Below are 14,458 nucleotides of genomic sequence, written 5' to 3' on the forward strand. Positions count from 1 at the left end.
TCTCCCCCCCCCCCCCCCCCCCCCCCCCCCCCCCCCCCCCCCCCCGCCCGCCCCGCCCCCCCCCCCGACGTGGTTCTCGGTCCGTTCGAGCGGTCAGGCCTTTCCCGAGGCTGCCGCCCGGGCGTCGATGGCATCGAGTGCGGATCGTTCGAGCGGGATGACCGGATTCGTGCCCAGGTGGTCCTGCCATCGGCCGAAGGGGACGCGCAGCGTGAAGAAGTCGGCGACCCTGTTCTCGATGACGAGGCCGCACCAGGCTCCCCTGTCGAACATCCGGAGCAGCGGCTCGAACGGGTCGGGCAGCGAGGGCAGTCGGACCGTCGAGCTGTCGAGCAGGGCGGCCCAGCGCAACGCGGCCCGGCACAGGGCCTTCGCCTTGACGAACCCGACGCCGGCTTCGAGGAAGGCATCGAGCTGCGAGGCGAGTTCCGCATCGACCTGGACGGACGGGTCGACGTGCGCGGCGAGATCGACGAAGGGCCAGTCGTCTGTCGCCTGGTACGCCTGTGCCCAGAGCGCCGAGCGGCGGAGGTACTCGCGGAACAGGCGCGAGCGCGAAGGGGCGTGGGCGTAGGCGGCATCCTCGTCCCACCAGTCGATGGCGGTGAGACGGTCGAGCGTCGCCCGGGCTCGATCGCTCTGCGTCATCGGCCCGCCTCATGGGCCTGCTTGACGCGCTTGATGAAGGCGTCGGCTTCGGCCCTGGTGATCTCGACGTGGTCGATGTCGTTGTGGCCGAGGTAGTAGAGACGGAAGTATTCGGTCGGCTCCCAGCGGAGGTTGCGGGTGTAGGCCTCGTCGTAGTCGATGTCGTCCGCCGAACTGCGGCGCGCGATTCCGCTGGGGTTCTCGCGGGATTCGCCGGTGTGGAGCTTCGCGTAGTAGACGAAGCCGCTGAGGACTTCGACGTCGGCGCCCTGCGTGGTGAGCCAGCGCTGGAGGGCGACGCCGTCGAGTTCCTGCTCGGTGTCGCCGGTGACGACGGTGACGGGGCCGAAGAGGGTGCCGGTCAGGCCGCGGAGCACGGTGTGCTCGTCGACGGTGACGGTGAACGAGGTGTTCGCCGTGGTGGCGTCGGACAGATCGGCGCTGCGCAGGTCGACTTGGAGGAGGGTGGCGTTGGTGAGGTCGGCGCGGCGGAAGGTCGCGGCGGTGGCGTCGACGTCGATCAGGGAGGAGGAGGTCAGATCGGCGCGGTCCAGGCAGGCGGACCGTAGGGTGGCCAGGTCCAGGGTTGCCTTGACCAGACTCGCCCCGGCGAGGTTCGCGCCGGTCAGGTCGGCCTTCTCCAGGCGGGCGCGCCAGAGTTCCGCGTTGGCCAGGGAGACGCCGGCGAGCACGGAGTGGGCGAACCACGCTCCGGTGAGGTCTCCGTCAGAGAGGGCAGCTCCGCGCAGGTCGAGGCCGGTGGCGTCCAGCGGCTCGCCGTTCGCTGCCGTCACCCAGGCACTGAGGCGGGCAGCGGCCTCCTGGTCCAGCGGCAGGCTCTTCGCGGACCACGTGGCGCGGTTGCGCAGCGTGGCCAGGGCGACCGGGCCTTCGGTGTCCTGCGGTGGGCGGCCGGTCAGTTCGGTGAGGGCCTGGGTGGGGGACAGCTCGCGGTCGTGGGCCGAGCGCAGGCGGTCCAGCCAGGCGAGGGAGGCGCTGTAGCGCTGGTCGTTGTCGACGTCGGTGGGCTCGAAGCTCGCGGCGTCCTCGGTGTCGGAGGCCCAGAGGTAGCCGAGCAACCCGTGGCCGTCGGCGATGGGGACGTACCGCACGTCTCCGTCCGTCGTACGGCGGTAGCCGGTGCGCCCGAGGCCGGGTGCGTGGGTGAAGCGCTCGTACCGGCGGGTGAGTTCGAACCGGGACCACATGTCGGAAGGGGCCCCGCTCTGGTCGAAGTGGGGGTCGACACCGGTCGCGGTCGGCGTGCCGAAGTACGTCGGGTCCTCGGGGTCCAGGTCGGAGCCGAGGGCGTCGGTGAGCTCGGCGAGGGCGGCCGCGAGCCGGGGCGCGTTCGCCTCGTACACGGCGGGCTGGGGCCGGCCCCTGAGGTCGAAGGGCATCCAGGCGTCGGAGCACGTCACCAGCTCCACGGCCGCGGAATCCGTGTAGGTGGACGCCGAGAGGTGGAACAGACCGTCCGTGTGGATGTCGCCTGCGGGGGCGAGCAGCATGCCGGCTAGGGAGATGGTGGCGTCGACGGAGCCGATGGGGCCCGGTCGCAGGGCGGTGCGGACCTCGGCCGCCAGTTCCTCGGTGGAGCCGTTGGCCTGGAGCTCGCCCTCGTACAGTGCCGAGCGCGGCTTGCCGGACTCCGAGACGGTGAGGCGGATCCGGGGCTCGCCGACCACCAGCCGGTGCGCGGCCAGGACGGCCCGTGCGGCCAGCAGATCGGTGAGGCAGCGGAGGATCGGGTCGCCGCCCTCGGTGGAGTCGCCCCAGGTCCAACGGGAGACCGGCGTGCTGGCGATCACTGTGCTACCTCCGGTGTGAACGTACGAATCCGATGGCCCGACCGCCGGAATGGTGGTCGGGCCATCGGGCGTTCGTGAGTCCCGGAGGTCAGCTCTCCTGGGACGGGCTGCTGAGTGCCTGCTTGACGCGCTTGATGAAGGCGTCGACCCCGGCCCTGGAGATTTCGGCATGGTCGATGTCGTTGTGGCCGAAGTAATACCGGCGCAGGTATTCGGTCGGTTCCCAGCGCAGGTTGCGGGTGAAGGCCTCGTCGACGTCGATGCCGCCGACAACGCGGCGTCGCATGACCCCGTGGGGATTTTCCCGCGTGTATTTTCCGCTGAACATCGCGTAATACGTAACGGGTTCGCCGCTGAGTACCTCAACCTCGGCGCCGCGTTCGCTGAGCCATTTCTCGAGGGCGACGCCGTCGAGTTCCTGCTCGGTGTCGCCGGTGACGACGGTGACGGGGCCGGACAGCGTGCCGGACAGGCCGCGGAGCACGGTGTGGTCGTCCACGCGAACCTTGAACGAGGTGTTCGCCATGGTGGCGTCGGACAGGTCGGCGCCGCGCAGGTCGACACGGAGGAGGGAGGCGCCGGGGAATTCGGCGTTCCGGAAGGTGGCCTCTCGGGCGTCGACCCCGTACACCGAGGCCGACGTCAGGTCGGCGCCGTCCACGCATGCGGACCGCAGCGTGGCTTCGTCCAGAGAGGCCTTGACCAGGCTGGCGCGGGTGAGGTTCGCGCCGGTCAGGTCGGCGTTCTCCAGGTTGGCGCGCCAGAGCTCCGCACCCGCCAGGGAGACGCCGGCGAGCACGGCGTAGGTGAACCACGCCGAGGTGAAGTCCCCGCCGGAGAGGTTGGCTCCGCGGAGGTCGAGCTCAATGGCCTCCAGAGCCTTGCCATCGGACGCCGTGACCCACGCGCCGAGCTGTGCTGCCGCGTCCTGGTCCAGGGGCAGGCTCTTCGGATACCACCTGTCAGGGATACCAGATGACACGATCGCCCCAACCCTTCTGTTCGATGACGGCCTTGAGGTCGTCGATGGCAGCCTGATTAGCGTTGCGCATATCCAGGATGACGATTCGGCCCTTTTCGACGATTTGATCGTCGAGCTTTTCGACGAACTTTTCATTGTGAGCTGGGTTGTAGGCTCCGCCGAACGGCTTGCTCCGGTCGCGCTGATTGTTCAGCGGGGGCCAATCCGAGTGCACGCCCTTGATGTCATAGTACTCACCATTACTCGGCACATAGAACTCGCCGAGGCCTCGCTCCGGGGGACGCTGCATGTCGGGGGGAAGCTTGCCCTGCTCGCGCAGGTCCAGCCCGACCCGGGCCTCGTCGCTCGAACCCGGGTTGACCTTCCAGCTCTTGTCCGGGTCCTTCTCCAGCTCGCTGAAGTCGTCCGGGAAGCGGTCTTCGAGCTCCTTGAGGCGCTGCTCGATCGCGATCTTTTCCTGCGGGGTCAGTTCGGTCGGCGGCGTGTTCGGGGCTGCCTCGCCGGCAGCGGGGGGCTGCTGATCGCCGTCGTGGCCGCCGGTGGTCGGGTGGTCCGAGTCGCCGGTGTGGTCGCCAGTTCCGGTGTGGTCCCCAGGCGTGTGGTCACCCGGGGTGTGGTCTCCCGGAGTGTGGTCCCCGGGCGTGTGGCCCCCGGGGGTGTGGTCCGAGGTGCCGGGGTGGTCGTGGGTGCCGGGCGGGGTTCCGTCGGGCTTGGGGTGTTCGGTGCCGGGGTTGTGGCCGGTGCCGTGGGGTTCGTGGGTGATGCCGGTCGGGATGTCGTGGACGGGCTCGGTGGGGAGCTTGATGTCGGCGGCGCCGTCGGGGACGTGGACCTTGCCGAAGAGGTCGGCCTGTTCGGCCTTGATGACATCGAGCTCGTGGGGGGTGAGGCCGGGGAGGCGTTCCTTCTCGTAGAGGACGTGGCCGTCCATCTTGGCCTTGAAGCTGTCGGCGGTGTGGAACTGGAGCTCGAACTTCTGGCCGGTGACGGCGTCGCGCCAGGTGGAGTTGATGCCCTTGTAGCCGGCGGAGCCCCAGCTGTTCTTGAAGGTGATGTTCTCGAAGCCGCGCTTCTGGAGGTCCTCGACGGCCTGCTGGACGCCGTGGGCGTAGTCGTTGGCGGGGACTTCGAGGGTGTAGCGGACGGAGTCCTTGATCTCGGGGAGGACGTCCTCGGGCTTGAGCAGCGCGTTGCTGCCGAGGTCGGTGGCGAGCTTGCGCTTGAGGGAGTCGGCGCCCTTGAGGCGGTACTCCAGGCCGATGAGCTTGCCGTTGTCGACCTTGCCGGCGACGTCCTGGACGGCCTCGGTGACCCGGGGCTCGTGGGCCGCGGACTCCTGCATGAACTTGTCGGCGGCGGCGTTGGCCTCGGGGTTGAGCTTGAGGCCCTTCTCGCCCTCCCACGAACCATCGGGACGGTTGCCCACCGGCTCCTCGGGCTTCGGGTGTTCGCCGGAGCCGGGAGTGCCGTCGTGGCCGGTGGGGGTGTGGTCCCCAGGGGTGTGGTCCCCGGGCGTGTGGCCCCCGGGGGTGTGGTCCGAGGTGCCGGGGTGGTCGTGGGTGCCGGGCGGGGTTCCGTCGGGCTTGGGGTGTTCGGTGCCGGGGTTGTGGCCGGTGCCGTGGGGTTCGTGGGTGATGCCGGTCGGGATGTCGTGGACGGGCTCGGTGGGGAGCTTGATGTCGGCGGCGCCGTCGGGGACGTGGACCTTGCCGAAGAGGTCGGCCTGTTCGGCCTTGATGACATCGAGCTCGTGGGGGGTGAGGCCGGGGAGGCGTTCCTTCTCGTAGAGGACGTGGCCGTCCATCTTGGCCTTGAAGCTGTCGGCGGTGTGGAACTGGAGCTCGAACTTCTGGCCGGTGACGGCGTCGCGCCAGGTGGAGTTGATGCCCTTGTAGCCGGCGGAGCCCCAGCTGTTCTTGAAGGTGATGTTCTCGAAGCCGCGCTTCTGGAGGTCCTCGACGGCCTGCTGGACGCCGTGGGCGTAGTCGTTGGCGGGGACTTCGAGGGTGTAGCGGACGGAGTCCTTGATCTCGGGGAGGACGTCCTCGGGCTTGAGCAGCGCGTTGCTGCCGAGGTCGGTGGCGAGCTTGCGCTTGAGGGAGTCGGCGCCCTTGAGGCGGTACTCCAGGCCGATGAGCTTGCCGTTGTCGACCTTGCCGGCGACGTCCTGGACGGCCTCGGTGACCCGGGGCTCGTGGGCCGCGGACTCCTGCATGAACTTTTCGGCGGCGGCGTTGGCCTCGGGGTTGAGCTTGAGGCCCTTCTCGCCCTCCCACGAACCATCGGGACGGTTGCCCACCGGCTCGTCCGACGACGGGTGTTCACCGGAACCGCCGTCGTGGCCGCCACCCGAGCCGCCGTCGTGGCCGCCACCGGCACCACCGTCGTGGCCGCCGGGGGTGTGGTCGCCGGAACCGCCGTCGTGGCCGCCGGTGTTGTGGTCCCCACCGGTGCCGTCGTGGCCGCCCGTGTGGTCGCCGGTGCCGTCGTGCCCGCCGGTGCCGTCGTGGCCCGGGCCGTCGTTGTGGCCGGGGGGCTCGTGGCTCGCGTTGGGGCCCTCCGGGGCGTGGCCGCCGGGGGTGTGGTCCGGCACGTGGTCGGGCACGTGATCCGGGACATGGTCGGGCACGTGGTCCGGCACCTTGAACGGGTCGGAGAGGTCCGAGCCGAGCTTGATGACGCCGTCGCGGCCGCCGACGCCCGCCATCTCGGGCACCTTGGCCTTGGCCGGGGTGTGGAGCGGGTCGGGGCCGTTCGGCTTGACCGGGTGGTCGGGGGCGGTGCCGCCGGGGTGGTCGCCGTTGTGGTCGCCGGGGACGGTCTCCTTCGGCGCGGTCTCACCGGGGTGGATGTTTCCGGCGTCGTCGTAGACGTTGCCGTGCGGGTCCACGAACTCGGTCTTGCCGCCGTGCTCGAACTTGACGGTGCCGGGCGGGAGTTCCTTGGTGCCGGCGGGCAGCTTGATGGTGTCGTCGGCGCCCTTGATCGCGCCCTCGGGGATCTGGGCGCCGGGCGGGAGCTTGAACGAGCCGTCGGGGAGCTTGATGGCGCCCTCGGGCAGGGAGATGGCCTTGTCGAGGTTGATGCTGGGCATCTTGAAGTCGGTGATGCCCTTGAGGCCCTTGACGACGTCGCTGACCTTGGAGATGCCGAAGCCGGCGCCCTTGAAGACGTACGTCATCGGGTCGATGGCCTTGCCGACCTTGCCCGCGACGGACAGCGCCTTCCCGGCGAGACCGGCCTTGCCCGCGCCCTCGACCGCTCCGGCCTCGCCGCCGGTGAAGACGGTGGTGAGCACGTTGAACGTGACGGCGCCTGCGGCGCGGGACGGGTTGGAGCCCCACTGGTCCCACGCGAGGAGGGCCTTGCCGGTCTCCTTCATCGCCTTGCGCGAGTCGCGCAGCCAGGACGGCAGGTCCTTGTCGGGGACGGCGAGGAAGAGCGGGCCGACGCCGGGGATGCCCGTGATGGCGAGGCCGGTGGCGAGCTTGGCGAGGCCGGTCCAGGACTGTTTGAAGGCGTCCCAGCCGCCGAAGCCGACCAGCGTGCCCAGGCCCTTGATGGTGCCCCAGACGCCGTCGATGATGACGCCCTTGCCGAACTCGATCACCTGGTCCGGCAGGTCCCACCAGGGGATGTCGCGGTCGACGGCGCTGCCCCAGGGCAGGTCCTTGGAGTCCTTGAGGTCCTTGGCGTTGTAGCCGTACATGTCGTCGGCGTTGGAGCCGTCGTTGACGCGCAGCGGCTTGCCGCCGACCAGGGCGACGATCTTGGCGTAGGCGTCCCGCTCGACGCCCTGGAACTGAGTCCAGGCGTCGGCGATGTCGTTGCGCCGGTTGTTGTTCTCCTTGACCTTGTCTTCGTCCTGGCGCCAGTCGTGGTTCTTGTCGGCCATCGCCTTGAAGGCGATGGCCTCGTCCTTCAGGGTCTTGAGCCTGTCCCTGATCGGCGCCGCGTCCTTGGAGTACTGGCCCAGCGCACCCGAGATCGTGCAGACGTCCTGGCTGAGCTTCAGCCCCAGATCGGACACCGGCTTCGTCGTCCCGAACAGCTGGTCGGCCTCGGGCGCCTTGTAGAACGCGCTCAGGGCGCCGAAGCTGGTGTGCACGTCCCCGGCGGTCGAGGCGATCTTCGCCCCGCCCGTCGAGATCGACTTGACCTTCTCGTCGAGAGTGCCCAGGTTGCCCGTGAAGACCGGCACCTCGGCCGGGTTCACCGGATTCTCGTCGCTCACTTGCCCTTGTCCTCCGGCTGGATGCCGAGCGCCTTGAGGTCCACGGACTTCGCCGCGTCCTGGGCGTTCTTCGCGGCGGTCAGGTCGCCGGCGATGTACTCGTTGACGGCCTTGACCGTGCCGGTCAGGCAGGCCTCGATGCGCTCCGACATCGACTTCAACTCGGCCTGCCGGCCTTCCAGGTACTGCGAGAGGGCGGCCGCGACCGGGCCCATCGCGCCGTGCGACAACGAGGGTGCGCCCACGGGCACCGGGCCCTGGACCTCGACCGTCGCATGCGATCCCGGCACCGCCGTACCGGCGGCCTGCGCTGCCGCCTGCATGTCCGTCACCAGGTTGTTCAGTGCCGTCGAGAGGTCGCCGGCGTGTCCGCCGACGATCTTCAACTGGCCCTGGACGCCCTGCGGCTGGATATCCCAGTCACCCGCCATGTCGAGCTCCCCCGTTGTCCGTGCCTACTGGATCGGCCCGTGTCAGCCGATGTTGTCGACCGCGGTCTTGGCGCGGGCGACCGTCTGCTGTGCGGTGCTGTCGTTCTCCTCGAGCGTCTTGCGCAGCAGCGAGATGATGTTGCGCACCTCCTGGGAGACGTTCTTCCAGCGCAGTTCCTTGGCGTGGTACTCCTCGGACACGCCGTCGGCCTGGAAGTCGCCCATGACGGCCTTCACCTGCGCGTCACGCGCGGTCATCACCTGCTCCAGCTGCCCGATCACGCCCTGGATGTTGCGCTGCGCCTCGGACGAAGCACCGTGGTCGTAGGAACGACGGTCCGAACCCCCGCCACCGGCCATGACAGATCACACTCCCCGTTGAAGAACCCGATGAAGAACCCGTTGAAGAACCTGCAGAGGACCTCGTGGAGGACCCTGCAGAGAAGGAACCGACGACCCGGTCGCGGTCAGCGGGCGCCGAAGCGCGCCGCGTCGAAGCGCGCGGACGTCATGTTCGTCTTCGCGTTCTGGCCCTGCTCCTGGTCACCCTGGCCGAAGGCCTGCTCCATGCCCGACTGACCGCCCAGGATCGCCGACAGCGACGAGTTCAGCGCGTTCGCGATCTCGTCCGCCCGCGACTTGAAGCTGTCGAACATCTGCTTGCCCTGACCGTTGAACTTGCCCTCCAGCGGCTCCGCCGCCGCCACGAGCTGCTTGACCAGCGCACCCAGATCCTGGTTCGAGGTCTTCGACCCCGACATCAGCGTCTGCAGCGCCTGGTTCCCCATGTCGAACTTCATACCGCTCCCCCGTCCGCTCGACGAATCGTAAGTATGTCCATTTCTATCAACCTATATCCCGCCCGCAAGGTGCGGCCCCCGGCTTGTGACCAACGTATGACACACCACCAGGCGTGTTGCCGCCGGTCGCCGCCGAGGCCTTCACTCACCCTTCAAATGCCGCACCAGACGCTCGAATTCCGTCCACCCGGAGAGGTCGGACGGATCCCCGGGCATCGGGTAGTAATAGGCCGGCCGGGCCTTCGGACCCAGTCTGACAGGCTCCGCCGACAGCGGCGTCCGGCGGGCGCGGTCGTCCGGGACGGCCCGGACCTCCTCCGCGCCGAGCACGAAGGCCAGCGGCACGCCGGGGCCCTCGAAGTACGCGGGCACCGCCAGGTCGCGGCGGGCGCGGCGCAGCTGGAGCAGCATCGACTTGAGCCGGTGGCGGGTCACCAGTGCCTCGGCCATCCGCGGCAGGACGTCCAGCGGCGGCTCCTCGCCGGGCCCGTAGCCGAAGGCGAGGGTCACCTCCTCCTCGACGCCGGACTTGGTGCGGGTGACCTTCAGCGTGGCCAGGCCGGGGCGTTCGGGGCCGCCGACGACGACGAACCAGGTGGGCTCGGGTGCACGGGAGTAGGCGAGGTCGGTGAGCCGGCCCGGGGACCACGGCAGGTTGGCGGGCTCGGCGCTGCCCCAGCCGGCCGGCGGCTCGCCGGTCAGTTCGCGCCAGACGGTCTCCAGGGCGCCGCCGAGGACGAGGCGGGCGGCGGCCGGGTGGGCGGTGCGGAAGGTGACGGCCAGCTGGAGGTCGCCGGTGGCGGAGACGTCCTGGTAGGAGGCGGCGACCGGGGTGCGCGGGTCGTCCTCGGTGCCCTCCGGGTTCACCACGGTGGCGAACATGCCCTCCTGCCAGCGCAGGACGGCGCCGGTGAGGCCGTCGTAGTAGCCGTCCCGCTCGTCCTGGACGACCCAGCGGGACGGCCAGCCGGGCAGGTTGCCGCGGACGGCGGGGGACAGCGTGGTGCCGGCCGGGGTGACGATCTGCAGGCCGCGGTTGGACTCGGCGGCGGCCCGGAAGGCGTCGGAGAGCCAGGCGGTCATGGCGACCACCGGGCGGTCCATGATGACCACGGCGACCTTCTCGGTCAGCACGTCGACGGCGGGCTGCGCGGCGGCCGGGGTGGGCGCGGCGGTGATCCCGGCGGTGTCGACGACGGCCAGCGAGCGGGTCGCCTCCCGCGGCCACGCGGTGCCGTCGGCGAGGTGGGCGACGCGGGCCGCGAAGGTGCCGGCGAGCTTCTCGGCGTCCGGCACGCCGGTGGTGGCGCGGGCCTCGGTCCACCAGTACGGCACGCGCGGCGGGGTCGCGCCCAGCAGCCGCTCGGCCTCGCCCGGGACCTGCACCAGCAGCGGCGCCTCGACCGAGACCAGCGGCCGGGCCTGCTCGTCGAGGAGCTGGACGACCGCGCCCTCGCCCGTCGTGTCCAGGAGCTTGTCGGGGCCGCCGGAGAGGAGGCCGGCGAGCACCGTCCAGGCGTCCGGCATCCGCGGGGTGAGGGCGATGACGTCCTTGGTCATGTCGTCGAGTCCTTCGGTTACTCGGGCGTGTACACGGTCTGGACCAGCCGGTTCGGCTGGCCCCGGCGGACGATGACGCCGCGCCCGGCGGGCTGCAGCGCGGCGTACACGCCGGGGAACAGCTGCCCCTCGCCGCGGTCGCCGGTCATCACCAGCGCCGAGGCGCCGGACTCGCGCAGGCCCTGCACGAGCGGCTCGTACATGCCGCGCGAGGCGCCCGCGACGCGGCGGGTCACGACGAAGTGCAGTCCGATGTCGGCGGCGGAGGGCAGGTACGGCAGGAACGGCGCGAGCGGGCTCTGGCCGGCGGTGGTGAGGACGTCGTAGTCGTCGACGAGCACCACGATCCGCGGGCCGCCGCCGCGCCAGCGGCCCGGCTCCAGGTCCTCCAGCGGCGCGTTCTCGTCCGGCAGCCGCTTCTCCAGCTCGCCCGCGACGGCGGCGGCGAGGCCGGCGCACATCCGGGCGTTGTAGGCGTAGCCGCCGTTGTACTCCTCGGGGATCACGCCGCGCAGGCTGCGGCGCGGGTCCATCACGGCGAACACGATCTCGTCCTCGCCGTGCCGCTCGATCAGCCCGCCGGCGACGGTCTTCAGCAGGTTGGACTTGCCGCACTCGCTGTCGCCGAGGACCAGCAGGTGCTGGTCGTGGTGGAACAGGTCGAGCAGGACGGGTGCGAGCGCCGCCTGGTCCAGGCCGATCGGCACCCGCCGCGGCTCGGCGACCGGGCCGGGCAGCAGGTGCGGCTCCAGGACGTGCGGCAGCACGCGGACCGGCTGGGCGAGCTCGCCGGTCCAGGTGGCGCGGACGGTCCTGGCGCTCTGCTCCAGGACGGTGCCGAGCTCGCCGTTGTCGGCGAGGCCGTCGATCCGGGGCAGCGCGACCTGGGCGAACAGCCGCCCGTCGGTCAGGACGCGGCCGGGCTCGTCGGCGGAGAGGGTCTCGGAGAGCTTGCGCTCGATGCTGGATTCGCTTGGGTCGTTGAGCCGCAGCTCGGCCCGGGTGCCGAAGTTCGACTGGGCGGCGATCCGCACGTCGTTCCAGCGGAGCATGCCCGCCACGACGTGGATGCCGTAGCCGCCGCCGCGCTTGAGGATGTCGAGGACGGCGTCGTCCAGCTCCTCGAAGTCGTCGCGCAGCGCGCCGAAGCCGTCGATGACCAGGACGATCTCGGCGGAGGCGAGCTCCGGCAGCCGGCCCGCGGCGTGCAGGCTGCGCAGCTGGTCGACGGAGTCGATGTTGTGGTCGCGGAAGAGGTCCTCGCGGGCGGTGAGCATCGCCCGGACCTCCTCGACCGTACGGGCCGCGCGCTCGCGGTCGGCCCGGCCCGCGATGCCGCCGACGTGCGGCAGGCCGGCCAACGCCTGGAGGCCGCCGCCGACCAGGTCGAGGCCGTAGACGCCGACCTCCTGCGGGGTGTGGGTGAGCGCGAGCGACAGGACCAGGGTGCGCAGCAGGGTGGTCTTGCCGGACTGCGGGCCGCCGATGAAGGCGACGTGGCCGCCGGCGACGGTCAGGTCCAGGACCCAGTTGCCCTGCCACTGCCGGGTGGGGTCGTCGAGCAGGCCGAGCGGCACCTGGAGGCGTCCGCGCCGGCCGGTGAGCTGCATGCCGCGCGGGCCGACGTCGAGCGGGCCGGCGACGCTGTCGAGCGCGATCGCGGCGGGCAGCGGCGGCAGCCAGATCCGCCGGACCGGGGGTGCGGCGTTCTCCAGCTGGCCGACGACGACGCCGAGTTCGGTCGGGCCGGTGGTGCGGCGGCGGGCGGCCGGCTCGGGGCCGTCCTGGTCCTCGGCCTTGGCCGGGGTGTTGAAGGCGCCGTACTCCAGGGCGAGCGGGCCGGCGTCCTCGTCCCCGCGCTGGACCGGGCCGCGGTAGGCGCCGGAGACGTAGCTGGCCTTGAACCGCTCGTAGTGGCTGGTGTCGACCTTGAGGTAGCCGAAGCCGGGCAGCGGGGGCAGGTGGAAGGCGTCGGTGGTGTCGAGGACCGTGCGGGACTCGTCGGCGGAGAAGGTGCGCAGGCCGAGCCGGTAGGACAGGTAGGTGTCCAGGCCGCGCAGGCTGCCGCCCTCGATGCGCTGGCTGGAGAGCAGCAGGTGCACGCCGATGGAGCGGCCGATCCGGCCGATGGACAGGAAGAGGTCGATGAAGTCCGGCTTGGCGGTGAGGAGTTCGCCGAACTCGTCGATGACGACGAACAGGTGCGGCAGCGGTTCGAGGTCGGGCCGGCGCTCGGCCCGCAGGGCGGCGTAGGAGCCGATGTCGGCGACGTTCCCGGCGTCCTTGAGGACCTGCTGGCGGCGCTTGACCTCGCCGGCGAGCGAGGCGTGCACGCGCTCGACCAGGCCGGCCTGGTTCTCCAGGTTGGTGATCACGCCGGCGACGTGCGGCAGGTTCGCGAACGGGGCGAAGGTCGCGCCGCCCTTGTAGTCGACGAGGACGAGCGAGAGGTCCTCCGGCGGGTGGGTGGCCACCAGGGCGAGCACCAGGCTGCGCAGCAGCTCGGACTTGCCGGAGCCGGTGGCGCCGACGCACAGGCCGTGCGGGCCCATGCCCAGCTCGGAGGACTCCTTGAGGTCGAGCAGCACCGGCTCGTGGCCGTCGCTGATGCCGATCGGCACCCGCAGGAAGGCGCGTTCGCCGCGCGGGGCCCACAGCCGGGCGAGGTCGAGGTGGGCGACGTCGTCGATGCCGAGCAGGCCGGCGAACTCGACCGGGCCGCTCAGCGGGGCGTCGCCGAGCGACTCGGCGGACAGCCGCAGCGGGGCGAGCATCCGGGCCAGGCCCTCGGCGAAGGAGGGGCCGACCTCGTCCACGGTGCCGTGGGCGCTGATCGGCTGCTCCTGGCGGAGGTCCTCGATGAGCACCTGGTCGCCCTCGACCGTGATCCGCACGCCGATCTGGCCGGGTTCCTGGACGCGCCGTTCCAGCAGGTGCAGGACGGTGACGCCCATCTCGCGCAGGCCGACCGCGTCGTCCGGGCGCGGCAGGTCGACGGCGTCCTCGCCGTGCCCGTCGGCCACGACGAGCAGCCGGGAGGTCATCGACAGCGCGTCGGAGCCGGACAGGCCGCGGCGGACCTCGGTCGCGTAGGAGGCGCGGCGGCGCAGTTCGGCGCCGATCTGGCGGGCCAGTTGCGGCATCGAGGGGGCGATGCGGCGGGCGGCGACCGGGCCGTCGTACTGGTCGGTGTCGAGCAGGTGGGGGAGCCACTTGGCCCACTCCCAGTCGGGGAGGCGCTCGCCGGGCACGGCCAGGGCGACGGCGACGTCGTCGGGCGCGTGCAGGGCGGCGCTCTGGGTGAGCAGGGCGCGGGCGACCCGCAGGCAGTCCTCGCGCGGGCCGATGACGCTGACGTCGCCGACGCGGTCGAGCGGGACGGTGAGCGGGAGTTCGGTGCCGGTGCGGAAGCGGGTGGTGAGCGCCGAGGCCTCGTTGAGCATGAAGCGGTCGGGCGGGGTCATCGCGGAGGAGGCCTGCTGGCCGATCCGCAGGTCGCGCACGGGCATCTCGCCGGTGCCGACGCGGACCCGCAGGAAGTCGCCGTCGACGCGGCGGCGCTCCCACAGCCGGGCCGGGTCGCGGACGATGTCGTACAGGGCGCCGGGCGGCGGGTTGAGCACGTCGGCGTGGTCGCCGCGGGCGCGCTCCTCGGCGGCGAGCTCCTCGCGCAGGTCCTCCAGGTAGGTGAGGTAGGCCTCGCGCTGGGTGCGGCGGGTGCGCTGGGCCTTGCCGCGCTGGGAGAACAGCAGGCCGACCGAGCCCAGGACGGTGACCAGCAGGATGATGGCGCCGAGTCCCGCGAACTGGCTGTTGCGGACGACGGTCATCATGATGACCGAGGACATGACGCCGGCCATCGGCAGCAGCGACATCGCGATGTTGCCGGCCTTGCCCTCGGGCAGGTTGGGCGGGGCCTCGATGGTGCGGGCCTCGGGGGCGGCCGGCGGACGGACCGTCCGGGCCGGGCGGTGGATCAGTCGGGTACTCAT

At 71.3% G+C, this 14,458-nt stretch carries 9 protein-coding genes; all 9 read right to left on the bottom strand.

The annotated features are described in order from the left end of the window. Positions 1–93: 93 nt before the first annotated feature. Positions 94–648, bottom strand: a complete 555-nt coding sequence (locus ACFV4F_RS20485; protein WP_380504261.1) for a hypothetical protein — start codon at positions 646–648, stop codon at positions 94–96. Beyond that, entirely contained in the window at positions 645–2,459 is a 1,815-nt protein-coding gene (locus ACFV4F_RS20490; protein WP_380504263.1) for a pentapeptide repeat-containing protein, read from the bottom strand. The genes ACFV4F_RS20485 and ACFV4F_RS20490 overlap by 4 nt, the downstream gene beginning before the upstream one ends. Positions 2,460–2,547: 88 nt before the next feature. Then, positions 2,548–3,441 carry a pentapeptide repeat-containing protein gene (locus ACFV4F_RS20495; protein WP_380504265.1) on the bottom strand — a complete coding sequence of 298 codons (894 nt, stop codon included), beginning with the start codon at positions 3,439–3,441 and terminating at the stop codon, positions 2,548–2,550. Continuing rightward, the gene (locus ACFV4F_RS20500) at positions 3,422–7,675 is read right to left on the bottom strand and encodes a hypothetical protein (protein WP_380504268.1); all 4,254 of its coding nucleotides are present in this window, start codon (positions 7,673–7,675) and stop codon (positions 3,422–3,424) included. Before ACFV4F_RS20500 ends, ACFV4F_RS20495 begins: the two co-directional genes overlap by 20 nt. Beyond that, entirely contained in the window at positions 7,672–8,106 is a 435-nt protein-coding gene (locus ACFV4F_RS20505) for a DUF6507 family protein (RefSeq protein WP_380436717.1), read from the bottom strand. Before ACFV4F_RS20505 ends, ACFV4F_RS20500 begins: the two co-directional genes overlap by 4 nt. Positions 8,107–8,148: 42 nt before the next feature. Further along, complete coding sequence (locus ACFV4F_RS20510) at positions 8,149–8,466, bottom strand: pore-forming ESAT-6 family protein (RefSeq protein ID WP_380436719.1); 318 nt, start codon at positions 8,464–8,466, stop codon at positions 8,149–8,151. Between the two features lie 107 nt (positions 8,467–8,573). Next, positions 8,574–8,906: a hypothetical protein gene (locus tag ACFV4F_RS20515; RefSeq protein ID WP_380436721.1), complete on the bottom strand. Its 333-nt coding sequence runs from the start codon at positions 8,904–8,906 to the stop codon at positions 8,574–8,576. A gap of 141 nt (positions 8,907–9,047) precedes the next feature. Beyond that, the gene (locus ACFV4F_RS20520) at positions 9,048–10,466 is read right to left on the bottom strand and encodes a DUF6177 family protein (RefSeq protein WP_380436723.1); all 1,419 of its coding nucleotides are present in this window, start codon (positions 10,464–10,466) and stop codon (positions 9,048–9,050) included. Between the two features lie 17 nt (positions 10,467–10,483). Then, on the bottom strand, positions 10,484–14,458 hold the full coding sequence (eccCa, locus tag ACFV4F_RS20525; protein WP_380436726.1) for a type VII secretion protein EccCa: 3,975 nt from the start codon (positions 14,456–14,458) through the stop codon (positions 10,484–10,486).

This window comes from Kitasatospora sp. NPDC059722, from assembly GCF_042733235.1.
GTDB lineage: Bacteria > Actinomycetota > Actinomycetes > Streptomycetales > Streptomycetaceae > Kitasatospora.